Origin of the sequence: Kitasatospora sp. NPDC101183 (assembly GCF_044767945.1) — a bacterium.
In the GTDB taxonomy this organism is placed as follows: Bacteria; Actinomycetota; Actinomycetes; order Streptomycetales; family Streptomycetaceae; genus Kitasatospora.
In genome coordinates, this window is record NZ_JBIWOW010000014.1 from 204,307 (window position 1) to 227,191 (window position 22,885).

Consider the following 22,885-nt stretch of genomic DNA (forward strand, 5'->3'; position numbering starts at 1 on the left):
ATCAGTCCACCGTCACGTAGTCGGGGCCGGAGTAGCGTCCGGTGGTGAGCTTCTGGCGCTGCATCAGCAGGTCGTTGAGCAGGCTGGAGGCGCCGAAGCGGAACCAGTGCGGGGTCAGCCAGTCGTCGCCGAGGGTCTCGTTGACCATCACCAGGTACTTCATGGCGTCCTTGGTGGTGCGGATGCCGCCCGCGGGCTTCACGCCGACCTGCACGCCGGTGGCCGCGCGGAAGTCGCGGACGGCCTCCAGCATCAGCAGCGTGACCGGCGGGGTCGCGTTGACGGCGACCTTGCCGGTGGAGGTCTTGATGAAGTCGGCGCCGGCCAGCATCGCCAGCCAGGAGGCGCGGCGCACGTTGTCGTACGTCTGCAGCTCGCCGGTCTCGAAGATCACCTTGAGGTGGGCGGAGGTGCCGTCGGCGCGCTCGCACGCCTCCTTGACGGCGACGATCTCCTGGAAGACGTCGAAGTAGCGGCCGGAGAGGAAGGCGCCGCGGTCGATCACCATGTCGATCTCGTCGGCGCCCGCGGCCACCGCGTCGGCGGTGTCGGCGAGCTTGACCGGGAGGGCGGCGCGGCCCGCCGGGAAGGCGGTGGCGACGGAGGCGACCTGGATGTCGGTGCCCTTGAGGGCGTCCTTCGCGGTGGCGACCATGTCCGGGTAGACGCAGATCGCGGCGACGCGGGGGGTGGTCGGATCGGTCGGGTCGGGGGTCCTGCCCTTGGCGCACAGGGCGCGCACCTTGCCGACCGTGTCCGCGCCCTCGAGCGTGGTCAGGTCGATCATGGAGATCGCCAGGTCGATGGCGTACGCCTTCGCCGTGGTCTTGATCGAGCGGGTCCCGAGGGTGGCGGCACGCGCCTCCAGGCCGACCTGGTCGACGCCGGGCAGGCCGTGCAGGAAGCGGCGGAGCGAGGCCGCGGACGACGCAACGTCCGCGAGGCCGCTACCCGCAACGCCGGGGGCATTGGCTGCAACAGTGGACATAGTCACCAGACCAGCATATCTACGCGCGTAGTCGTCCGCTAGGGTGCCCCCCTTTCGTAGCCGGACCGAGATCTGGGGGTGAGGCGGGTCCTCGACTCCGTCGATGGTGCGCACAATCGAACATGGTGAGCAGACTGCTCCATGGCCCACATTCCGGGAACTGGGTAGCATGGACGCATGAGTGTCACAGACGACCGTCCGGTGGAAGCCACGACCACGGTCGGCCACCGAGGGCGCATCATCCTGCCCGTCGCCATCCAGCGCGCCGCCCACATGCGCGAAGGCGCGCGAGTCCACCTCAGGGTGCTCGAGGACGGGGGCGTGATCATCGAGACCACCGACGACATCAAGCGCCGACTGAAGTTCCGCCTCCCCGCCGGAGTCGATCTCGCAGCCGATGACCGCGCCGAGGCGGACGACGAAGAGGAGCGGGGTGCCGCATGACCCACCTCCTCGATGCGGGCGCGGTCCTCGCGTGGATGGCCGACGAGCCCGGAGCCGAGCGCGTCGACGACGTCCTCGACGGCGCCCGGCTGCCCACGGTCTGCCTCACCGAGGTCCTCCGCCGGGCTCAGGCGTACGGACACCCCAGCCCGCCGCGCCGCATCGCGGACGACCTCGTGGGCGCCGGTCTGATCATCGTCGAGGACGTCACCCAGGCCGACGCCGTCCGGGCCGCCGAGTTGCGCCACCTCTCGTACACCACGCGGCCCCGGTGGACCGAGGACGATCTGCGGCACACCCGGTCCGCCAGACCGGGGACCCTGTCCACCGCGGACTCGCTGTGCATCGCCGTTGCCGAGCGTCTCGACCTGCCCGTCCTGACCACGGACCGCGCCTGGTCGGTGGTGGAACGGCTGGCCGGGGGCTTCCGGGTCGAGACGGTGCACATCCGCTAGGTGTTCGTCGTCGAACGGTGATCGCCGGGGCCTGTGGTCCGTGCCGGGCATGCGGCAGAATCGTCGGCATGACCGAATCCCACGGCACGCCCCACCAGGGCGGGCCCGCTCCAGACGGGGAACCGGGGTACGCCGACCGCGTGTACCGGTCCGTCCCCGGTGTGATCACCGGCGTGATGATGCTCGCCCTCGCCGCCTGGCTGATCGGCGACGCCGTGCTGAGCGGGACGGGCAAGACCCCGTGGGTGTCGCTCGCCGCCGTCCCGGTGTTCGGCGCCCCGGTGGTCGCCTACACCCTGCGCCCGGTGGTGCGGGCGAAGGCCGACCGGCTGGTGGTGGTCAACCCGTGGCGGACGATCACCGCGCCCTGGGCCTCGGTGGACGCGCTGCGCGCCGGGTACTCGGTCGAACTGCTCGCGGGCGGGGGCAAGTACCAGGTGTGGGCCGTCCCGGTGTCCCTGCGCCAGCGCAAGCGCGCCGGCCGGCAGCGGGCGGAGAACCAGGGCGAGGAGCACGCCTCCCGGGTGGGGATGATCTTCGGTCGCCAGGCCAACCCGGTGGTGGCCGGCGCCCCGGACCCGACGAAGGCCTGGTCCGACCAGGTGACGGGCGTGCTCCAGGAGATGGCCGAGCGCAGCGCCGGGAACCCGGAGGCGTCCGGGCCGGTCGAGGTGCGCTGGTGCTGGTGGCTGATCGCGCCGACGCTCGTCGGGCTGGCCGCGCTGATCACGGTGATCGCGGTCTGACCCGCTCTTCACGTGGAGGGGCCCGCCGGTGTTCGTACCGGCGGGCCCCTCCGCGTACGGGCCTCAGATCCCGGCGGCCGCGGCGAGGTCGCGCTTGATCGCGTCGAGCAGCCCGGCGGCCCGCTCGCGGGCGGGGCCGAGGTCGGCGGCGGTGGCCACCGGGAGGACGACCTCCAGGTAGCACTTGAGCTTGGGCTCGGTGCCGGAGGGGCGCACGACGATCCGGGCGGAGCGCACGGCCTCGCCCTCCAGGTAGTAGCGCAGCCCGTCGGTGGGCGGCAGCTCGGCGGAGCCGGCCGAGAGGTCGTCCGCGCGGGTGACGGTCAGGCCGGCCACGGCGGCCGGCGGCTGCTCGCGCAGGCGGCGCATGGCGTCGGCGATCAGCGAGAGGTCCTGGACGCGGACGGAGAGCTGGTCGGTGGCGTGCAGGCCGTGCTCCAGCGCCAGGTCGTCCAGCAGGTCGGTCAGGGTGCGGCCGGACTTCTTGAGGGTGGCGGCGAGTTCGGCGACGAGCAGGGCGGCGGTGACGCCGTCCTTGTCGCGCACGCCCTGCGGGTCGACGCAGTAGCCCAGCGCCTCCTCGTAGCCGTAGCGCAGGCCCTCGGCGCGGGAGAGCCACTTGAAGCCCGTCAGCGTCTCGGTGTAGCCCAGGCCCGCGGCCTCGGCGATCCGGCCGAGCAGGGTGGCCGAGACGATGGTGGTGGCGAAGGTGCCCTCGGCCTTCTTGGCGACGAGCGCCGAGCCGAGCAGCGCGCCGACCTCGTCGCCGCGCAGCATCCGCCAGCCGGAGGTGCCGTTGCCGGAGCCGGCCGCGTTGGCGTTGACGGGGACGGCCACCGCGCAGCGGTCCGCGTCCGGGTCGTTGGCGATCACGATGTCCGGGCCGACGGAGGCGGCGGTGCGGAAGGCGAGGTCCATCGCCCCCGGCTCCTCCGGGTTGGGGAAGGCGACGGTCGGGAAGTCCGGGTCGGGCTCGGCCTGTTCGGCGACGACGGTCGGCGCGGGGAAGCCGGCCCGGCGGAAGGCGGCGACGAGGGTGTCGCGGCCGACGCCGTGCATCGGGGTGTAGACCACGTCGAGGTCGCGCGGGCTGTGCTGGTCCACGATGGTGACGGCCCGGTCGAGGTACGCCTCGACGACCTCCTCGCCGAGCACCTCCCAGCCCTCCTCGGCGCGCGGGACGTCGTCCAGCGAGCCGATCGCGTCGATCTCGGCGGCGATCCCGGCGTCGGCCGGCGGGACGATCTGCGAGCCGTCGCCCAGGTAGACCTTGTAGCCGTTGTCCTGCGGCGGGTTGTGGCTCGCGGTGACGGTGACGCCGGCGGCCGCGCCCAGGTGGCGGACGGCGAAGGCGAGCACCGGGGTCGGCAGCGCGCGGGGCAGCAGGGCGGCGCGCAGGCCGGCGCCCACCACCACGGCGGCGGTGTCCCGGGCGAAGTCGTACGACTTGTGGCGGGCGTCGTAGCCGATGACGACCAGGTCGCCCAGGCCCTCCTTCTTCACGTACGCGACCAGGCCGGCGGCGGCCCGGATCACCACGGCGCGGTTCATCCGCATCGGGCCGGCGCCGAGTTCGCCGCGCAGGCCGGCGGTGCCGAACTGGAGGCGGTCGGCGAAGCGTCCGGCCAGCTCGGCCCAGGCGAGCTTGCCGTCCGCCTCGACCTCGGGGGCCTCGGCGCGGGCCAGCAGGGCGGTCAGTTCCTCGCGGGTCTGCGGGTCCGGGTCCTCGGCCAGCCAGGCGCGGGCCCGGGCGAGGAGGTCGGTGGTGGTTGCCTGCGTCATGCCAGCTCCATCGCAAGAGAGAAGAAGAGGTGTGCACACATGCGGACGGGGCCCGCCGGAGGCGTGATCACGCCGACCGCGCGGGCCCCGTCACTTCATGCATTCTGTGCCCGGAGGGCGTCAGATCCGCTCCAGGACCTTCGCCAGCAGCTCGCCCATGCGCTCGGCGGAGGCCTTGCCGGCCTCCAGGACCTCGGCGTGGTTGAGCGGCTCGCCGGTGATGCCGGCGGCCAGGTTGGTGACCAGGGAGATGCCGAGCACCTCGGAGCCGGCCTCGCGCGCGGCGATGGCCTCCAGGGTGGTGGACATGCCGACCAGCTCGCCGCCGATGACCCGGGCCATGTTGACCTCGGCCGGGGTCTCGTAGTGCGGGCCGCGGAACTGGACGTAGACGGCCTCGTCCAGGCTCGGGTCGATCTCGCGGCACAGCGCGCGCAGGCGCTTGGAGTACAGGTCGGTGAGGTCGACGAAGTTGGCGCCGACGATCGGGGAGTCCCCGGTCAGGTTGATGTGGTCGCTGATCAGCACCGGCTGGCCCGGGGTCCAGCCCTGGCGCAGGCCGCCGCAGCCGTTGGTCAGCACGATGGTCCCGCAGCCGGCCGCGGCGGCGGTGCGCACGCCGTGGACGACGGTGGCGACGCCGTGGCCCTCGTAGTAGTGGTTGCGGCCGAGGAAGATCAGGGCGCGCTTGTCGCCGATCTTCACCGAGCGGATCGTGCCGGCGTGGCCGGCGACGGCGGGGGCGGGGAAGCCGGGGAGATCGGTGACCGGGAACTCGGCCACGGTCTCGCCCAGGGCGTCGGCGGCCGGCACCCAGCCGGAGCCCATCACCAGGGCGACGTCGTGCCGCTCGGCACCGGTCAGTTCGCGCAGGCGCGCGGCGGCGGCCTGGGCGGCGGCGTAGGGGTCGGAGGAGACGACCGACTGAGGAGTTGCGTTCACGCGTCCGAGGATAGACGGGAATCGGCTACGCGCGTAGAAAATCGAGCGCGGCATGCCGGATCGTTACCCGGTTGACCCGAAAGCACAGCTGGATGGCGCTGTTCGGGTGAAGGGATCGTCCGGACGTACGAGAACTCAGCAGGGGCGGTGACGAAGATCGAGCACGTAGTCGTCGGGGGCGCCGGCGCTCTCGGCGGCGTCCGCGATCAGGCCGAGGTAGCGGGCGGCGGGCAGGCCGCCCTCGTAGTCGTTGAGGACGTACGTCCAGACCTGGATGTCGCCCTCCAGGGTGTGCGCCCGCAGCTTGGTCTTGCGGTAGATGCCAAGCTGCACGCCCTCCCAGCGGTCCAGGCCCTCCTCGTCCATCGGCGCGATGTCGTAGAGGGCGACGAAGACCTGCTCCTTCTCGTCCTCCACGACGGTGGCCAACGAGCCCTCCCAGCCCAGCTGTTCGCCGCCGAAGGTGAGCCGCCAGCCGTCCAGCCACCCGGTGCCGCGCAGCGGGGAGTGCGGGGCGCGGCGGGTCATCTGCCGGGCATCGAGGTTCGTGGCATACGCGGCGTAGAGGGGCATGGGGGTCAGAGTAGCCCGGCCGGTGCGGGTGGTGTATGTCCGGTACACGTCCCCAGCTCCGACCCCGGCGTGGCGGTGCTCCCGGCGTGCGGGACAATGGGGGCGTGACTCGGATCGTGATCATCGGTGGCGGACCCGGCGGCTACGAGGCGGCGCTGGTGGCCGCCCAGCTCGGCTCGGAGGTGACCGTCGTCGACCGCGACGGTCTGGGCGGATCGGCGGTCCTGACGGACTGCGTACCGTCGAAGACCCTCATCGCCACCGCGGAGGTGATGACCACCTTCGACAGCTCGTACCAGGAGCTCGGCATCACCGTCGCCCAGGACGACACGGCGCGTGAGCAGGGCGAGAAGGTCGTCGGCGTCGACCTCGGCAAGGTCAACCGCCGTGTGAAGCGCCTCGCGATCGCGCAGTCCCACGACATCACCCAGTCCGTCACCCGCGCCGGGGTCACCGTGCTGCGCGGCCGCGGCCGGCTCGGCTCCGGCGGGCAGGCCGTGGACGGCTCCCGCGAGGTGCTGGTGGACGGGCCGGACGGCTCCGTGCAGTCGCTGCGCGCCGACGCGGTGCTGATCGCCACCGGCGCGCACCCGCGCGAGGTGCCCGACGCCAAGCCGGACGGCGAGCGCATCCTCACCTGGACGCAGGTCTACGACCTGGAGGAGCTGCCCCGCGAGCTGATCGTGGTCGGCTCCGGCGTCACCGGCGCCGAGTTCGCCGGCGCGTACCAGGCGCTGGGTTCCAAGGTCACGCTGGTCTCCAGCCGCGACCGCGTGCTGCCGGGCGAGGACCCGGACGCGGCCGAGGTGCTGGAGGACGTCTTCCGCCGCCGCGGCATGAACGTGATGAGCCGGACCAGGGCCGAGGGCGCCAAGCGCATCGGCGACAAGGTCGAGGTCACCCTCTCGGACGGCAAGGTCATCGAGGGCACCCACTGCCTGATGGCCGTCGGCTCGATCCCCAACACGGCCGAGATGGGTCTGGAGGAGGCCGGGGTCAAGCTCAACGACTGGGGCCAGATCCAGGTCGACCGGGTCTCGCGCACCAGCGCCCCGGGCGTCTACGCGGCCGGCGACTGCACCGGCGTCTTCATGCTCGCCTCGGTGGCGGCCATGCAGGGCCGGATCGCGATGTACCACGCGCTGGGCGACGCGGTGCAGCCGCTGAACCTCAAGACCGTGGCCTCCAACGTCTTCACCGACCCGGAGATCGCCACCGTCGGCTACACCGCGGCCGACGTGGAGTGCGGCAAGATGGACGCCGTCGTCGTCAAGCTCCCGCTGCGCGGCAACCCCCGCGCGAAGATGCAGGGCATCCGGGACGGCTTCGTGAAGCTGTTCTGCCGCCCGGGCACCGGCATCGTGGTCGGCGGCGTGGTCGTCGCCCCGCGAGCGAGCGAGCTGATCCACCCGATCTCGCTCGCGGTGGACGCCAATCTGACGGTCGAACAGGTGGCCAGTGCCTTCACCGTCTACCCGTCCGTCTCCGGCTCGACCGCCGAGGCGGCCCGGCAGCTGCACATCCGCAAGCGGGCCGACGGCGAATCCTGAGCTCAGGCGCGCAGTTGAGGGCGGTCACCGGTCGGTGGCCGCCCTTCGCGCAGGCCGGGACGTCACCCGGACGGCGGGCGCAGCCCCGGCTTGCTGACGGCGCGTATTGTACGGTCACGCGCCGCTCGTGGGTGAGCATTTCCCGCTACCAGCTGCAAACGCATGAAAGCAGACGGTCACGCGGGTTACCGTCAGTTCTGTGTTTGCTGCAGAACGTCGCCAGTTGATCCTCGAAATGGTGCGCGCCAACGGAGCCGTCTCGCTCCGGGAGTTGGCCCGCGTCGTCCAGACCTCCGAAGTGACCGTGCGCCGTGACGTACGGGCGCTGGAGGCAGAAGGGCTCCTCGACCGCCGTCACGGCGGCGCGGTGCTCCCCGGCGGCTTCAGCCGCGAACCCGGCTACCCGCAGAAGACCCACCTGTCCGCGGCGGAGAAGAGCGCCATCGCGGACCTCGCCGCCTCGCTGGTCGAGGAGGGCGACGCGGTGGTCGTCGGCGCGGGCACCACCACGCAGGAGCTGGCGCGCAGACTCGCGAGGGTGCCCGGCCTGACGGTGGTCACCAACTCGCTGCTCGTCGCCCAGGCGTTGGCGCACGCCAACCGCGTCGAGGTGGTGATGACCGGCGGCACCCTGCGCGGCTCCAACTACGCGTTGGTGGGCAGCGGGGCGGAACAGGCGCTGCAGGGGCTGAGGGTCACCAAGGCCTTCATCTCCGGCAGCGGGCTGACCGCCGAGCGCGGGCTGTCGACGGCCAACATGCTGTCCGCGAGCGTGGACCGGGCCATGGTGCTGGCGGCCGCCGAGGTCATCGTCCTCGCCGACCACACCAAGCTCGGCGCGGCCGGCATGTTCCAGACCGTCGCCACCGACGCCATCACCCGGCTCGTCACCGACGAGCAGGCGACCGCGGACGACGCCACCGCCCGGGAGCTGGACGCGCTGGCCGACTGCGGGGTGCAGATCGACCTGGCGCCCCTGGGCGGCGGCGCGGGGGGCAGCGACGCCCCCGTCCACGGCACCGGCAGCGGGCCCGTCCACCAGACGCAGCCCGGCCCGATGGCCCGCCGCTCCGGCCCGCCGCCCGGCGGCGCCCCGCTGCCCGGCCAGCGCCGCCCCGGCGCGCACGGCGGGCCGGTCGGCCCGGGCGGGATGCCCGTCCGGCTGGCCGAGATGGGACTCCAGCGCGGGCGCTGAGCCCACCCCCGCCCCCGCCGTACGCCGAAAACGCGACCGGTCCGCACACCCCCTCGGGGCGTACGGACCGGTCGGCGGGCTGAGTGGGAACTCAGTCCTTGATCTCGCAGAGCGCGGCGCCGCTGCTGACGCTCGCGCCCACCTCGGCCTTGAGGCCGACGACGGTGCCCGCCTTGTGCGCGTTCAGCGGCTGCTCCATCTTCATCGCCTCCAGGACGACGATCAGCTCGCCCTCGGCGACGACCTGACCCTCCTCCACGGCGACCTTGACGATGGTGCCCTGCATCGGGGAGGCCAGGGTGTCGCCGCCGACGGCCGAACCGGCCTTCTTGGCACCCACGCGGCGCTTCGCCTTGGCCGTGGCCGCACCGGCCGCCGGGGCCGCCGCGACGCCCAGCGAGGAGGGCAGCGAGACCTCGATCCGCTTGCCGCCGACCTCGACGACGACGGTCTCCCGGGTCTCGGCCTCCTCGCCGTCACCGGCCCCGCCCGCGAAGGCCGGGATGGTGTTGTCGAACTCGGTCTCGATCCAGCGGGTGAAGATCGTGAACGGCCCGTCCTCGCCGTGGACCTCGGGCGCGAACGCCGGGTCGACGACGACCGCCTGGTGGAACGGGATGGCGGTGGCCATGCCCTCGACCTTGAACTCGGACAGCGCGCGGCGGGCCCGCTCCAGGGCCTGCTTGCGGTCGCGGCCGGAGACGATCAGCTTGGCCAGCAGGGAGTCCCAGGCCGGGCCGATGACCGAGCCGGTCTCCACGCCCGAGTCCAGGCGCACGCCCGGGCCGGACGGCGGGGCGAACAGCGTCACGGTGCCGGGGGCGGGCAGGAAGTTGCGGCCCGGGTCCTCGCCGTTGATGCGGAACTCGAAGGAGTGACCGCGCACCTCCGGGTCCCCGTAGCCGAGCTCCTCGCCGTCGGCGATCCGGAACATCTCGCGGACGAGGTCGAGGCCGGTGACCTCCTCGGTGACCGGGTGCTCCACCTGCAGACGGGTGTTGACCTCCAGGAAGGAGATCGTGCCGTCCAGCGCGACCAGGAACTCGCAGGTGCCGGCGCCCTCGTAGCCCGCCTCCTTGAGGATGGCCTTGGACGCGCGGTACAGCTCGGCGTTCTGCTCCTCGGTCAGGAACGGCGCGGGCGCCTCCTCGACCAGCTTCTGGTGGCGGCGCTGGAGCGAGCAGTCACGGGTGGAGACGACCACCACGTTGCCGTGCTTGTCCGCGAGGCACTGGGTCTCCACGTGGCGAGGGTTGTCGAGGTAGCGCTCGACGAAGCACTCGCCGCGGCCGAAGGCGGCGACGGCCTCGCGCACCGCCGACTCGTACAGCTCCGGGATCTCCTCCAGCGTGCGGGCGACCTTGAGGCCGCGGCCGCCGCCGCCGAAGGCCGCCTTGATGGCGACCGGCAGGCCGTGCTCCCGGGCGAAGACGACGACCTCGTCGGCGCCCGAGACCGGGTCCGGGGTGCCGGCGACCAGCGGGGCGCCGGCGCGCTGCGCCACGTGCCGGGCGGTCACCTTGTCGCCGAGGTCGCGGATGGCCTGCGGCGGCGGGCCGATCCAGATCAGGCCGGCGTCGAGGACGGCCTGGGCGAAGTCGGCGTTCTCCGACAGGAAGCCGTAGCCGGGGTGGACGGCGTCGGCACCGGAGTCGGCGGCGGCCTTGAGGACCTTCGCGATGTCCAGGTAGCTGGTGGCCGGCGTGTCACCGCCCAGCGCGTAAGCCTCGTCGGCCGCGCGGACGTGCAGCGCATCCCGGTCCGGCTCGGCGTAGACGGCGACGCTGGCGATACCGGCGTCCGAGCAGGCCCGAGCGACGCGGACTGCGATTTCCCCGCGGTTGGCGATGAGCACCTTGCGCACTGTGGCTCCCTTCTTGAACCTCGTTGAGTTTATGGATTCCTGGGCGGTACCGGCGAGTAGCCCCAGGTTGTGAACTATCCCACACGCTCGGTGATGGGAATCGAGGCGTCCTCGACCGTCCGTGGAGCGACTGTGCAGGTCACCGCCGGTACGGCCGGAACGGCATGATCAACAGCCGGTGACCGTACGGAGGTACGGGCGGCCGGTGGCATCGGACACACTCTCGCGCGGCCCCCTCAGGCTGCCGTCGCCGCGGCGGCGGGGGAGGAGGGGCGCTGCTGGGCCTCGGCGGTGACGTCGGCGGCCAGTTCGACCATGTCCGGGCCGTACGCCTCCGGGTTGACCACCCGCAGGACCAGGGCGAAGGTGCCGTCCTGGCCGTACCTGCGGGCGAGTTCGCGGTGGTGGGCGACGAGGTAGCGCACGCCCGCCCGGTTGGCCGTGGCGGTCAGCCCGGAGATCAGGAAGGCCGGGCGGCTCTCCGGCGAGGCCTGCAACCGGGCGATCAGCACGAAGGACTGCCCACCGGAGGGGTCGGAGCCGGTCACGTGCCGGAACTCCGTGTCGCCGACCGCCAGGTTCAGCACCAGGGTGTCCGGGGCGGGAACGTGCGCCACGCCGGGCAGCCGCGAGGTCAGGTGGGCCGCCGTCCGCTCGTTGCTGGCCGGGCCGCCGATGCAGAACTCGGCCTTGTTGCCGAGCCCCTGGCGGACCTCCTCGTGCCCGACCAGTTCGGCCCGCGACCCGCATTCCTTGACCAGGGCCGCCAGCTCCATCAGCGCGTACACGTCCGAGCGGGAGACGCTCTTCGCGTGGGTGGACGCCGGCTGGCGGTTGACCACGATCAGGCACTCGCTGCCCGCGGGCAGCCCGAAGAACCGGCGCACCCGCTCGATCCTGCGCCGACGGCGCACCGCCTGCGCGAGCCAGCCGAGCGCGGCGCTGATGGCGCTGGCCACCAGGCCGAGCACCACGTTGAGCACGTTGTCGGTCATCGCCGCGTTCCTCCCCCGGTCCGGACGCGGTCAGCTTAGAGGGCGGACCGCCCCGTGCGGCAGGTCAGTTGGTCCACAGATCCACGATGCGCACGTCGAGGTCGGCGAGCAGGCGGCGCAGCAGCGGCAGGGAGAGGCCGATGACGTTGCCCGGGTCCCCGTCGATGCCGTCGATGAACGGCGCGGAGCGGCCGTCCAGGGTGAACGCCCCTGCCACGTACAGGGGTTCGCCGGAGGCCACGTAGGCGGCGACCTCGGCGTCGTCCGGGGTGCCGAAGCGGACGGTGGTGGAGGCGGTCGCGGAGGACTGCCGGCCGGTCGCGGTGTCGATCACGCAGTGGCCGGTGCGCAGCACGCCCGCGCGCCCGCGCATCGAGCGCCAGCGCTCGACGGCCTCGGCGGCGTCGGCGGGCTTGCCGAGGGCCTTGCCGTCCAGCTCCAGGACGGAGTCGCAGCCGATCACCAGCTCGCCGTCGGCGAGGTCGGCGGCGACGGCCTTCGCCTTGGCCTCGGCGAGGACGAGCGCCAGCTCGCCGGGGGTGGCGGCACTGATCGCGTCCTCGTCGACGCCGCTGACCACCACGCGCGGGTCGAGGCCCGCCTGGCGCAGCAGCCCGAGGCGGGCGGGGGAGGCGGAGGCGAGGACGAGGGGGCGCTTGGTGGTCATGCCGACCAGCGTATCGATGGTCCGAGCCGTTCAGGTGAACCAGCGGGAGAGCATGATCAGGACGGATCCGACCAGCACCAGGGCGGCCAGCACCCGGCCGGCCCGCTGCATCCGTTCCTGCATCCGCCGGGCCTCGGGTGAGGGTTCGTCGCGAGGGTCTGACCAGAGCACCCGTCCAGGGTGCGTCGTGCGGGGCCCGGGGCGCCTGAGTACGCGTACTCAGGTTCCGGGGCAAAGCGGGCGTGGGGAGCCGTTTCCGGCTCCCCACGCTCTCGAAACGCTCTCGAAGGACCTAGCTCGCCCAGCCCGAGGTGCGCCAGGCGTTGACGCCCGGGTGGATCGCGGGGCGGAGCAGGCGGGCGCGGTCGTTCCAGGGGGAGGCCGGGCCGACACCGGCCCGGCGCGCCGCCTCGGCGGCGGCCTGCGCGGCGGCGGCCCGGGCCTGGACCACCGCCAGGACGGTGGCCAGCTCCTCGGGGGTCGGCTGCCCGTGCAGCACGTGGATCGGGGCCATGGTTCGATTCTCTCCCGCGGAGGCTTACAGGGGGATGTTGCCGTGCTTCTTGGCGGGCAGCACCTCGCGCTTGCCGCGCAGCGCCCGCAGGCCCCGGACGATGTGGCGGCGGGTCTCGCTGGGCGCGATGACCGCGTCCACGTAGCCGCGCTCGGCCGCCAGGTACGGGTTCAGGAGGGTGTCCTCGTACGAGGCGATCAGCTCGGCCCGCTTCTCCTCGGCGTTTCCGGCCGCGTCGGCCTCGGCGATCTCGCGGCGGTGCAGGATGTTGACGGCGCCCTGCGCGCCCATCACGGCGATCTGCGCGGTCGGCCAGGCCAGGTTGAGGTCGGCGCCCAGGTGCTTGGAGCCCATGACGTCGTACGCGCCGCCGAAGGCCTTGCGGGTGATCACGGTGATCAGCGGGACGGTGGCCTCGGCGTAGGCGTAGATCAGCTTGGCGCCGCGGCGGATGATGCCGTCCCACTCCTGCTCGGTGCCGGGCAGGAAGCCGGGGACGTCGACGAAGGTCAGCACCGGGACGTTGAAGGAGTCGCAGGTGCGGATGAAGCGGGCGGCCTTCTCGCTGGCGTTGATGTCCAGGCAGCCGGCGAGGTCCATGGGCTGGCTGCCGACGATGCCGACGGACTGGCCCTCGACGCGGGCGAAGCCGGTGATGATGTTGCCGGCGAACAGCGGCTGGGTCTCCAGGAACTCGCCGTCGTCGACGATGTGCTCGATGACCTTGCGCATGTCGTACGGCTGGTTCGCCGAGTCCGGCACGATTGTGTCGAGTTCGAGGTCCTCGTCGGTGATCGACAGATCGGCCTGCTCGGGGTACGACGGCGGGTCGGAGAGGTTGTTGGAGGGCAGGTACGAGAGCAGGCTCTTGACGTACTCGATCGCCTCCTTCTCGTCCGAGGCCAGGTAGTGCGCGTTGCCGGACTTGGCGTTGTGGGTCCGGGCGCCGCCCAGCTCCTCCATGCCGACGTCCTCGCCGGTGACGGTCTTGATGACGTCGGGGCCGGTGATGAACATGTGCGAGGTCTTGTCGGCCATCACCACGAAGTCGGTGATCGCGGGGGAGTACACCGCGCCGCCCGCGCAGGGGCCCATGATCAGCGAGATCTGCGGGATCACGCCCGAGGCGTGCACGTTGCGGCGGAAGATCTCGCCGTACAGGCCGAGCGAGACCACGCCCTCCTGGATGCGGGCGCCGCCGGAGTCGTTGATGCCGATGACCGGGCAGCCGGTCTTCAGCGCGAAGTCCATGACCTTGACGATCTTCTCGCCGAACACCTCGCCCAGCGAGCCGCCGAAGACGGTGAAGTCCTGGGCGAACACGGCGACCTGGCGGCCGTCCACGGTGCCGTAGCCCGTCACCACGCCGTCGCCGTACGGGCGGTTCCGCTCCTGCCCGAAGTTGGTCGAGCGGTGCCGGGCGAACTCGTCGAACTCGACGAAGGAGTCCTCGTCCAGCAGCTCCACGACCCGCTCCCGGGCCGTCAACTTGCCCTTGGAATGCTGCTTCTCGACGGCCTTGGCGGAGCCGGAGTGCACCGCCTCGTCGAGCCTGCGGCGCAGGTCGGCGAGCTTGCCGGCGGTGGTGTGGGGGTCGTACGGCGCCTCGGTCATCCGGTGGCTCTCCCTGATCATCGGCCGCGACCTGTTTCGAGTGCCGCGCGGGCCGGATGTCGGGGCCCGCGCAGGAGGGCAGGGCGGCGCTGCGAACTACCGTTGGGTAGCGTAAACGGCCGGTGGCGCCGGACGTAACGTCCGTGGCTTATGGCCAGCGACACAGTGTCGCCGAACCACTTTCTGAGGGACGATGAGGCGGCCTGGGGCCTCTAGTGTCTCTTTCATGACCGCACCCGACACCCCCCGCCGCAGTGGACTGCGCGGCTTCACCGCCGGGCCGTCGCCCTGGACGGACCTGGACCGGCCCCCGCTGGACGAGGCGGCGCTGCGCCGCGCGCTGATCGTCCCGGGCGGGCTCTGGACCTCGCTGGACGTCCTCGCCGAGACCGGCTCCACCAACAGCGACCTCGCCGAGCGCGCCAGGGCCGGCGCCCCGCAGGGCGCGGTGCTGGTCGCCGAGGCGCAGAGCGCCGCGCGCGGCCGGATGGACCGGCAGTGGACGGCCCCGCCGCGCTCCGGGCTCTTCCTCTCCTTCCTGCTGCGCCCCGAGGAGGTGCCCGTCGAGCGCTACGGCTGGCTGCCGATCCTGGTCGGCGTGGCCGCCGCGAGCACGCTCGGCCGGGTCGCCGGGGTCGAGGTCGGGCTGAAGTGGCCCAACGACCTCCAGACCGAGATCGACGGCGCGGAGCGCAAGCTCGGCGGCATCCTCACCGAACTGGGCGGCGGCGCCGTGGTCGTGGGGGTGGGCCTCAACGTCTCGCTGCGCGCCGAGGAGCTGCCCGTCCCCACCGCCGCCTCGCTGGCGCTGGCCGGGGCCACGACCACCGACCGGTCCGTCCTGCTGCGGGCCCTGCTGCGCGAGTTCGCCGAGCTGTACGGGGAGTGGACGGCCGCCGCCGGGGACCCGCAGGGCAGCGACCTGATGCGCGCGTACGCCGACCGCTGCACCACGCTCGGGCGCCGGGTGAAGGTGCACCTGCCCGGGGGCGCCGAGCTCGTCGGCGAGGCGGTGGCGATCGACGGCGACGGCCGACTCGTGGTGCGCGCGGAGGACGGTGCACGCCGGGCGGTGGGCGCGGGGGACGTCGTCCACGTGCGCCCCGAGCCCCGCTGAGCGGGGGGAGGCGCTCGACGAGCGGTCGTCCGTGCTCCCCTTACTCCCCCTTGACCCGGGCGGATGCCCCGGATGACGGGATTCCGTGCGAACATTCCACCTGGCAGCGGTGTGAGGCGCGCCACTGCTTCGAGGGGTGGCCGAACGGGCCCGGACGAGGCAGCGCGCCGAGGACAGGCAGGACACGAGGCGAGTGCGGCGACCGCACGGGGACGGACCGGTGGCAGAGGACGGCAGCAGCGGCGCGGCGGCGGGCGACCACGACCAGACGGTCGCGCTCGAACTGGAGCGGCTGATCCTGGACGCGCCACGCCGCTACACCCCGTACCAGGCCGCCCGCGCCGCCGACGTCCCGATGGAGCTGGCCACCCGCTTCTGGCGGGCGATGGGCTTCCCCGACATCGGCCAGTCCCGGGCGCTGACCGACGGCGACGTGATCGCGCTGCGCCGCCTCGCCGGGCTCGTCGAGTCCGGGCTGCTCAGCGAGTCGATGGCGATCCAGGTCGCCCGCTCCACCGGGCAGACCACCGCCCGGCTGGCCGGCTGGCAGATGGACACCTTCCTGGAGAACCTCACCCAGTCCGTCGAGCCCGGGCTGACCCGCGCCGAGGTCGCGTACCCGCTGGTCGAGCTGCTGCTGCCCGAGCTGGAGCAGTTCCTGGTGTACGTCTGGCGGCGCCAACTCGCCGCCGTCACCGGCCGGGTGGTGCAGGCCGCCGAGGACCACGAGATCACCAGCGGACGGCTGGCGGTGGGCTTCGCCGACCTCGTCGGCTTCACCCGGCTGTCGCGGCGGCTGGAGGAGGAGGAGCTCGGCGAACTCGTCGAGACCTTCGAGAACACCTGCTCCGACCTGATCGCCGGCCAGGGCGGCCGCGTGATCAAGACCCTCGGCGACGAGATCCTCTACGTCTCGGAGGACCCGGCGACGGCCGCCGAGATCGCGCTCAGCCTGATCGACGCGCTGGCCGAGGACGACACCATCCCCGCGCTGCGGGTGGGCATGGCCTTCGGCACCGTCACCTCGCGGATGGGCGACGTCTTCGGGACGACCGTCAACCTGGCCAGTCGGCTGACCTCGATCGCGCCCAAGGACGCGGTGCTGATCGACGGGGAGTTCGCGGCGGCACTGGAGCATGGCGGGGCCGTCGCGCCGGCCGATTCGGAGGGGCCCGGCCTCGCCGAGGCGCTCTCCGTCGCGGCGGGGATGCCCGCCTCGGGCCTGCCGCTGCCCGTGCCGGAGGCGGGGCACCGCTTCCACCTGCAGCCGATGTGGCGGCGGCCGGTGCGGGGGCTCGGGCTGGTCGAGCCGTGGCTGCTGTCGAGGCGGCTCAAGGCGGAGTGACCGCCGGGGTGGACGGGCCGGTTCGCGCTTCGGTGTGGACAAACGGGACATAACCGAGTGAAACCGCCATAGTCTTGGTGCATGCGGGCCGTTCCGGCCCACGGGGGTCCGGCAGGACCGAGCACAGGGAGCGAGGCGAGCCGGTGAGCAGTGAGGCGATCATGACGGACCGCGGCCGCGACTGCGGCGGCCCGCGGGAACCCGGCACGCTGCCCGACCTGCGGTTGCGGTCCGTGGTCGAGCTCGCCCAGGACATGGCGGGCGCGGTCACCCCGCTGGAGGCCGTCCGGGCCGCCGCCGTCCGGGCCGTCGAGGCGCTCGGCGCCACCATGGCGGCGGTCTCCGTCTGGGACCGCGAGTCCGGCCGGCTGCGGGTGCTGGTCAACCACGGGGACCTCGCGCCGGGGGAGCAGGAGCTGCCCGAGGACGAGTCGTACCCCGTCGCCGACTTCCCCGAGATCGTCACCTACCTGGAAGAGCGCTGGACCACCGGGCGGCTGCCGCGCGCCTGGGTGCAGACCGCCCAGAACGTCGAGCCGCACGCCGGGCACGCGCACCCGACCGCCGGCGCGTACTGCCAGGAGCGCGCCGCCGCGCTGCGCCGGCGCGGGCGGGCCTGCTGCGTGGTCGCGCCGATCGTGCTGCACGGGCAGGCCTGGGGCGAGCTGTACCTCGCCCGCACGCTCGGCCTGCCCGAGTTCACCGACGCCGACGCCGACTACGCGACCCTGCTCGCCGCCCAGATCTCCGCCGGCCTCGCCCAGACCGAACGCCTCGCCGACCTGCGCCGCCTCGCCTTCTCCGACCCGCTCACCGGCCTCGCCAACCGGCGGGCCGTCGACGAGCGGCTGGAGGGCGCGCTCGCCGCGCACAACCGCGACGACACGGTGGTGTCCCTCGTCGTCTGCGACGTCAACGGGCTCAAGCGGGTCAACGACCAGCTCGGCCACGAGATGGGCGACCGGCTGCTCGAACGCTTCGCCCACCAGCTCTCCCTGGCCGCCGCCAAGCTCCCCGGCAGCCTCGCCGCCCGGCTCGGCGGGGACGAGTTCTGCCTGCTCGCGGAGGGCCAGAAGGCGGACGAGGTCGTCGCCGTCGCGGAGGAGCTGTGCGCGCGGGCGCTGGCCCTCTCCGAGGGGGAGGGCGTCGCCTGCGGGGTCGCCTCCACCGGGGACTCCATCGGGCCCGTCACCACCCCCGACCGGCTCTTCCGGCTCGCCGACGCCGCCCAGTACCGGGCCAAGGCCGCCCGCGCCGCCCACCCGGTGGTCGCCGGGCGCAGCCACGGGCCCGGGTTCTCGCCCGACCCCACCGTGCTGCTCGCCGACGCCGCCGACCCGCACCGCCGGGCGGACGGGCGGCGCGGCCCCGCCGGGCGGGCCGGCTCCGGCGACCGGCGGCGCTTCCGGGGCGCGGCCCACAGCGCGGACCCGGGGCAGCTGCTCACCGCCGTCCTCGCCTCCCTCGACCAGGCCGCGGCCGCCCGGTCCGTCCACCCGGCCGACAGCCTCGGCAAGCTGGTCGTCGTCGCCGAGACCTCCGCGCGGCTGCTGGACGCGGTCGGCTGGTGGGTCTCGTACGTGCCGCCGGGCTCGCAGCTGATGCGCACCGCGCAGCACGCCGTCTACCGGATGACCAGCGGGCCCAGCAGCAGCCGGGCGGAGACCCAGCGCGCCCAGATCGAGGCCCCGGACGCCGTCTTCGACCTGCGGCACTACCCGATGACCCGCCGGGCCGTCCGCGGCGGCGCCTTCGCGCTGCGCGCGGGGGCGGCGGGCAACGACCCGGCGGAGGAGGCGATGCTGGTCGTCTCCGGCTACCGGGGCATGGTCGCGGCCGGCGGCCAGAACGCGGCGGGCGGCTGGCTCGTCGAACTCTTCGCCGACGACGCCACCCTCCCCCTCGGCCAGGCCGCCTGCGCCATGCGCACCCTCGTCGCCGTCGCCCTCGCGGGCCCGGCCTCCCCTCCGGGGGCCTAGGGCGTGTCTTTCGGATCACGCCAGGCGGACGCCGCCGGGGCACGCACCTCGCCGGCTTCTCGTCAGTCGCCGATGTCCCCCAGCCTGGCGGCTGGGAGGTGCCCCCACCGCATGGACTCCATCCTCGGCGCCGCCGATGCACGCACCCCAACGCCGCCCGCTGATCCGACGTGATCCGAAAGACACGCCCTAGCGGCCCTGGGGCCGTGGCCCTCGCGGGCCCGGCTGCCCCCGATGTCGCGCGGCGGAGGGCTGCAAGCGCGCCGCCAAGGTTCAGTGGTCGGGTGGTCGGCCCGATGCGCGCCTCGGTGCGTCCGCCCTGGCGGGTCCGTCCGCCGGGGCCGGGGTCGGCGTCCGGCCCGTCCGGCTCCTCGCCGACGGCGCGCCACGTTGTCGCTCGCTCAAGTCGCCCTCGCCGTGCGCGCCTTGGGCGTCCTTGCCCCTGCGGGCCCGACTCCCCTCCGGCGGGCCCAACTCCCTTACGTCCGGAGCGCCTTGAGCGCAGCCTCGACGAGGCGGTCGGTGTGGGCGTGGGTGAGGGGGCCGAGGTGGTGGAGCCAGCGGTAGTGGAGGGGGCCGTAGAGGAGTTCGACGGCGAGGTCGAGGTCGGTGTCCGGGGGGAGTTGGCCGGCCGTGCGGGCGCTGCGGAGGCGGGCGCGGGTGGCTTCCAGGAGGGGGTCGAGGAGGCGGGTGCGGTACTCGGCGCGCAGGGCCGGGTCGTTGAGGATCTCGGTGGTGACGGCCCGGTAGGTGCGGTCGAGGGCGGGGTCGGTGAGTTCGTCGGCGGTGGGGCGCAGGACGGCGCGCAGGTCGGCGGCGAGGTCGCCGGTGTCGGGGAGGGCGAGGCTGCCGTCGCGCTCGTTGGTGGCGAGGAAGGCGTCGAAGACGACCGCTCCCTTGGAGGGCCACCAGCGGTAGATGGTCTGCTTGCCGACGCCCGCGCGGGCGGCGATGGCCTCGACGGTGAGCTTCGCGTAGCCGGTCTCGGTGACGAGTTCGAGGGCGGCGGCGAGGACGGCGGCGCGGGAGCGTTCGCTGCGGCGGGCGGGGTCGGGGGGTCTCTGGTCGGCCATGGGGAAAATACTAGCGAGCCGACGAGACGGAACGTATTGTCTTGCCTTGAAGCGGCGAGACGGATCGTCTCGTCTCTCTGTCTCCGCTTCCCCGTTCCCCCGTTCCCCCGTTCCCCCGTCGACCCCGGAGGTGTCCCATGACCCGACCCCGCCCCGCCCACGTCTTGATGGTCTCCGTCCCGGCCCACGGCCACGTCAACCCCAGCCTCGCCGTGATCACCGAGCTGGTCGCCCGGGGCCACCGGGTCAGCTACGTCAACGACCCCTCCTTCCGGGAGGTCGTCGAGTCCACCGGCGCCGAGTTCGTCCCGTACGAGACGAAGCTTCCCTTCGCCGAGGATCCGGAGAGCTGGCCGGCGGATCCGGTGGGCATCCAGGAGGTGTTCCTCGACGACACCCTGTCGATGTGGCCCGTCCTGCTGGAGCGCTTCGGCGGCGAGGACCGCCCCGACCTCGTGCTGTACGACATCGCGGGCTTCGCCGGCCGGGCGCTCGGCGAGCGGCTGGGCGTGCCGGTGGTGCAGCTGTCCTCCTCGTTCGTCGGCTGGGAGGGCATCGAGCAGGACCTCCCCGAGGTGTTCGACGCCGTCCGGCAGGCGCCCGGCGGGCCCGCGCACTACCGGCGGTTCGCCGACTGGCTGGACGCGGCCGGGGCCGTCCAGAAGGAGGTGGAGGCGTTCAAGGGGAAGCCGGAGCGGGTGGTCGCGCTCGTCCCGCGCGCCCTGCAGCCCAACGCAGACCGGGTGGACGGGGGGAGGGTCTCCTTCGTCGGGCCCTGCTTCGGCGACCGCGCCCACCAGGGCGAGTGGCAGCGCCCGGCCGCCGCCGAGAAGGTGCTGCTGGTCTCGCTGGGCTCGGCCTACACGCACCGGCCCGCCTTCTACCGGGCCTGCGTGGAGGCGTTCGGCGGCCTGCCCGGCTGGCACACGGTGCTGCAGGTCGGCAAGCACACCGACCTCGCGGAGCTCGGCGAGCTGCCCGCGGGCGTCGAGGTTCACCGCTGGGTGCCGCAGCTGTCGGTGCTCGCCCAGGCGGACGCCTTCGTCACCCACGCGGGCATGGGCGGTTCCGGCGAGGGGCTGTTCCACGCCGTGCCGATGATCGCCGTGCCGCAGGGCGTCGACCAGTTCGCCAACGCGGACGCCCTGGTGGCGCACGGCGTCGCCCGTCGGCTGGACACGGACGGGGCCACCCCGGAGGCGCTGCGCGCGGCACTGCTGGAGCTGACCGGCGATCCGGCGGTGGCCGCGCGGCTGGCGGTGCTGTCGGCGGCCGGGCGGGCCGAGGGCGGTACGGCCCGGGCGGTGGAGCTGATCGAGGCCGAACTGGGGAGGTGAGCCGGGCCCGGGGGTGCGGCGGGGGCCGGGGCGGCGGAGAATCCGGATGGCGAGCACCTGTTGTCATATCTTCATTCACCTGATGTGATGATGCATATGGATATGCACAGTGCTGTGGCCCCCGACGCTCCGCTGGTCCTGGTCGGCAAGGCCGACGTCAGCGCGGAGGACGTGCTCGCCGTGGCCCGGGGCAACGCCCGGGTCGAGATCGGCCCCGACGCGCTCGCCGAGATGGCGGCCGCCCGCGCGCGGATCGAGGCCCTCGCGGCCGAACCGCGCCCCGTCTACGGCGTGTCCACCGGATTCGGTGCGCTCGCCGTCCGCCACATCAGCCCCGAGCTGCGCGCCCAGCTCCAGCGCTCGCTGGTGCGCTCCCACGCGGCCGGGATGGGCCCGGCCGTCGAGCGCGAGGTGGTCCGCGCGCTCGTGTTCCTGCGGATGAAGACCCTGGCCTCCGGCCGCACCGGCGTACGGCCGCTGGTCGCGCAGACCATGGCCGCCGTGCTCAACGCCGGCATCACCCCCGTGGTCCGCGAGTTCGGCTCCCTCGGCTGCTCCGGCGACCTCGCGCCGCTGTCCCACTGCGCCCTGGTGCTGATGGGCGAGGGCACGGCCACCGGCCCGGACGGCGTGGAGAAGCCCGCCGCCGAGCTGCTCGCCGCCGCCGGCATCGAGCCCGTCGAGCTGCTGGAGAAGGAGGGCCTGGCCCTCATCAACGGCACCGACGGCATGCTCGGCATGCTGGTGATGGCCATCGCCGACCTCGGCCGGCTCTTCACCACCGCCGACATCACCGCCGCCATGACCCTGGAGGCGCTGCTCGGCACCGACAAGGTGCTCGCCCCCGAGCTGCACGCCCCCATCCGCCCGCACCCCGGCCAGGCGCTCAGTGCCGCCAACATGCTGGCCGTGCTCAAGGGCTCCGGCCTCACCGGCCACCACCAGGACGACGCGCCGCGCGTCCAGGACGCGTACTCGATCCGCTGCGCCCCCCAGGTCGCCGGCGCGGGCCGCGACACCCTCGCCCACGCCGCCCTGGTCGCCTCGCGCGAGCTGGCCGCCTCGGTGGACAACCCGGTGGTGCTGCCGGACGGCCGGGTGGAGTCCAACGGCAACTTCCACGGCGCCCCGGTCGCGTACGTCCTGGACTTCCTCGCCATCGCCGCCGCCGACCTCGGCTCGATCTCCGAGCGGCGCACGGACCGGCTGCTCGACAAGGCGCGCTCGCACGGCCTGCCGGCCTTCCTGGCCGACGACCCGGGTGTGGACTCGGGCCTGATGATCGCCCAGTACACCCAGGCGGCGTTGGTCAGCGAGAACAAGCGGCTCGCCGTCCCGGCCTCCGTCGACTCGATCCCCTCCTCCGCGATGCAGGAGGACCACGTGTCGATGGGCTGGTCGGCGGCGCGCAAGCTGCGTCAGGCCGTGGACAACCTCGGCCGCATCCTCGCCGTCGAACTCACCGCCTCCGCGCGCGCGTTGGAGATCCGCCGGCAGGCGGACGCGGCCGGCGGGCTCGCCCCGGCGACCGCGGCCGCGGTGGAGGCGGCCCGCGAGGCGGGGGTCGGCGGCCCCGGCCGGGACCGCTTCCTCTCGCCGGACCTGGAGGCCGCGGCGGCGCTGGTCGCCTCGGGCTCGCTGGTGCGCGCGGTGGAGAAGGTCACCGGGCCGCTGGCCTGAGCGACTGCCCGGTGTTGCTCGCGGG

At 73.5% G+C, this 22,885-nt stretch carries 20 protein-coding genes and 1 pseudogene; 10 read left to right on the forward strand and 11 right to left on the reverse strand.

Annotation, left to right across the window (positions count from 1 at the left end):
- Position 1: 1 nt before the first annotated feature.
- On the reverse strand, positions 2-988 hold the full coding sequence (deoC, locus tag ACIRRS_RS21415) for a deoxyribose-phosphate aldolase (RefSeq protein WP_402972845.1): 987 nt from the start codon (positions 986-988) through the stop codon (positions 2-4).
- 177 nt (positions 989-1,165) lie between these two features.
- Here deoC and ACIRRS_RS21420 point away from each other — a divergent pair, with 177 nt between their 5' ends.
- The 3 genes from ACIRRS_RS21420 to ACIRRS_RS21430 all read left to right on the forward strand — a co-directional run bounded on the left by ACIRRS_RS21420 (position 1,166) and on the right by ACIRRS_RS21430 (position 2,633).
- Positions 1,166-1,432 carry an AbrB/MazE/SpoVT family DNA-binding domain-containing protein gene (locus ACIRRS_RS21420; protein WP_402972847.1) on the forward strand — a complete coding sequence of 89 codons (267 nt, stop codon included), beginning with the start codon at positions 1,166-1,168 and terminating at the stop codon, positions 1,430-1,432.
- A complete protein-coding gene (locus tag ACIRRS_RS21425) occupies positions 1,429-1,887 on the forward strand; it encodes a PIN domain-containing protein (RefSeq protein ID WP_402972848.1) in 459 nt (152 codons plus the stop codon). The genes ACIRRS_RS21420 and ACIRRS_RS21425 overlap by 4 nt, the downstream gene beginning before the upstream one ends.
- 68 nt (positions 1,888-1,955) lie before the next feature.
- Positions 1,956-2,633: a PH domain-containing protein gene (locus ACIRRS_RS21430; RefSeq protein WP_402972850.1), complete on the forward strand. Its 678-nt coding sequence runs from the start codon at positions 1,956-1,958 to the stop codon at positions 2,631-2,633.
- A gap of 63 nt (positions 2,634-2,696) precedes the next feature.
- On the opposite strand, the gene ACIRRS_RS21435 is transcribed toward ACIRRS_RS21430, so the two are convergent.
- The 3 genes from ACIRRS_RS21435 to ACIRRS_RS21445 all read right to left on the reverse strand — a co-directional run bounded on the left by ACIRRS_RS21435 (position 2,697) and on the right by ACIRRS_RS21445 (position 5,930).
- Positions 2,697-4,415 (reverse strand): phospho-sugar mutase, encoded by a 1,719-nt coding sequence (locus ACIRRS_RS21435; protein WP_402972852.1) that lies wholly within the window; start codon positions 4,413-4,415, stop codon positions 2,697-2,699.
- A 120-nt stretch (positions 4,416-4,535) separates the two neighbouring features.
- Positions 4,536-5,411 carry a purine-nucleoside phosphorylase gene (locus tag ACIRRS_RS21440; RefSeq protein ID WP_402972854.1) on the reverse strand — a complete coding sequence of 292 codons (876 nt, stop codon included), beginning with the start codon at positions 5,409-5,411 and terminating at the stop codon, positions 4,536-4,538.
- Between the two features lie 81 nt (positions 5,412-5,492).
- Positions 5,493-5,930, reverse strand: a complete 438-nt coding sequence (locus ACIRRS_RS21445; protein WP_402972856.1) for a gamma-glutamylcyclotransferase — start codon at positions 5,928-5,930, stop codon at positions 5,493-5,495.
- Positions 5,931-6,034: 104 nt separating this feature from the next.
- Between ACIRRS_RS21445 and ACIRRS_RS21450 the strand changes: the two genes are divergently transcribed.
- Together ACIRRS_RS21450 and ACIRRS_RS21455 are read left to right on the forward strand one after the other, a co-directional pair.
- Positions 6,035-7,480, forward strand: coding sequence for an NAD(P)H-quinone dehydrogenase (locus tag ACIRRS_RS21450; RefSeq protein ID WP_402972858.1), 1,446 nt, complete (start codon positions 6,035-6,037; stop codon positions 7,478-7,480).
- 199 nt (positions 7,481-7,679) lie between these two features.
- Positions 7,680-8,675 carry a DeoR/GlpR family DNA-binding transcription regulator gene (locus ACIRRS_RS21455; protein ID WP_402972860.1) on the forward strand — a complete coding sequence of 332 codons (996 nt, stop codon included), beginning with the start codon at positions 7,680-7,682 and terminating at the stop codon, positions 8,673-8,675.
- 91 nt (positions 8,676-8,766) lie between these two features.
- On the opposite strand, the gene ACIRRS_RS21460 is transcribed toward ACIRRS_RS21455, so the two are convergent.
- From ACIRRS_RS21460 to ACIRRS_RS21485, 6 genes are all read right to left on the reverse strand, one after another.
- The gene (locus tag ACIRRS_RS21460; protein ID WP_402972862.1) at positions 8,767-10,539 is read right to left on the reverse strand and encodes an acetyl/propionyl/methylcrotonyl-CoA carboxylase subunit alpha; all 1,773 of its coding nucleotides are present in this window, start codon (positions 10,537-10,539) and stop codon (positions 8,767-8,769) included.
- A 236-nt stretch (positions 10,540-10,775) separates the two neighbouring features.
- A complete protein-coding gene (locus ACIRRS_RS21465; RefSeq protein ID WP_402972864.1) occupies positions 10,776-11,534 on the reverse strand; it encodes a hypothetical protein in 759 nt (252 codons plus the stop codon).
- 64 nt (positions 11,535-11,598) lie between these two features.
- A complete protein-coding gene (locus tag ACIRRS_RS21470) occupies positions 11,599-12,201 on the reverse strand; it encodes a nucleoside triphosphate pyrophosphatase (protein WP_402972866.1) in 603 nt (200 codons plus the stop codon).
- Between the two features lie 30 nt (positions 12,202-12,231).
- The gene (gene mmpB / locus ACIRRS_RS21475; protein WP_402972868.1) at positions 12,232-12,372 is read right to left on the reverse strand and encodes a morphogenic membrane protein MmpB; all 141 of its coding nucleotides are present in this window, start codon (positions 12,370-12,372) and stop codon (positions 12,232-12,234) included.
- Between the two features lie 121 nt (positions 12,373-12,493).
- On the reverse strand, positions 12,494-12,715 hold the full coding sequence (locus ACIRRS_RS21480; RefSeq protein ID WP_402972870.1) for an acyl-CoA carboxylase epsilon subunit: 222 nt from the start codon (positions 12,713-12,715) through the stop codon (positions 12,494-12,496).
- Positions 12,716-12,739: 24 nt separating this feature from the next.
- A complete protein-coding gene (locus tag ACIRRS_RS21485; RefSeq protein ID WP_402972872.1) occupies positions 12,740-14,329 on the reverse strand; it encodes an acyl-CoA carboxylase subunit beta in 1,590 nt (529 codons plus the stop codon).
- 226 nt (positions 14,330-14,555) lie between these two features.
- Here ACIRRS_RS21485 and ACIRRS_RS21490 point away from each other — a divergent pair, with 226 nt between their 5' ends.
- The 3 genes and pseudogenes from ACIRRS_RS21490 to ACIRRS_RS21500 form a co-directional block, all read left to right on the forward strand.
- A complete protein-coding gene (locus tag ACIRRS_RS21490) occupies positions 14,556-15,446 on the forward strand; it encodes a biotin--[acetyl-CoA-carboxylase] ligase (RefSeq protein ID WP_402972874.1) in 891 nt (296 codons plus the stop codon).
- A 220-nt stretch (positions 15,447-15,666) separates the two neighbouring features.
- On the forward strand, positions 15,667-16,791 hold the full coding sequence (locus ACIRRS_RS21495) for an adenylate/guanylate cyclase domain-containing protein (RefSeq protein WP_402972876.1): 1,125 nt from the start codon (positions 15,667-15,669) through the stop codon (positions 16,789-16,791).
- 161 nt (positions 16,792-16,952) lie between these two features.
- Positions 16,953-18,179, forward strand: a pseudogene (locus ACIRRS_RS21500) (diguanylate cyclase domain-containing protein); the annotation flags it as partial.
- A gap of 1,070 nt (positions 18,180-19,249) precedes the next feature.
- Here the strand turns inward: ACIRRS_RS21500 and ACIRRS_RS21505 are convergent.
- A complete protein-coding gene (locus ACIRRS_RS21505; protein ID WP_402972878.1) occupies positions 19,250-19,843 on the reverse strand; it encodes a TetR/AcrR family transcriptional regulator in 594 nt (197 codons plus the stop codon).
- Between the two features lie 137 nt (positions 19,844-19,980).
- On the opposite strand from ACIRRS_RS21505, the gene ACIRRS_RS21510 reads away from it, so the two are divergent.
- Together ACIRRS_RS21510 and hutH are read left to right on the forward strand one after the other, a co-directional pair.
- Positions 19,981-21,180, forward strand: coding sequence for a macrolide family glycosyltransferase (locus ACIRRS_RS21510; protein WP_402972880.1), 1,200 nt, complete (start codon positions 19,981-19,983; stop codon positions 21,178-21,180).
- A 102-nt stretch (positions 21,181-21,282) separates the two neighbouring features.
- Positions 21,283-22,860 (forward strand): histidine ammonia-lyase, encoded by a 1,578-nt coding sequence (gene hutH / locus ACIRRS_RS21515; protein ID WP_402972882.1) that lies wholly within the window; start codon positions 21,283-21,285, stop codon positions 22,858-22,860.
- The last annotated feature ends 25 nt before the right edge of the window (positions 22,861-22,885 follow it).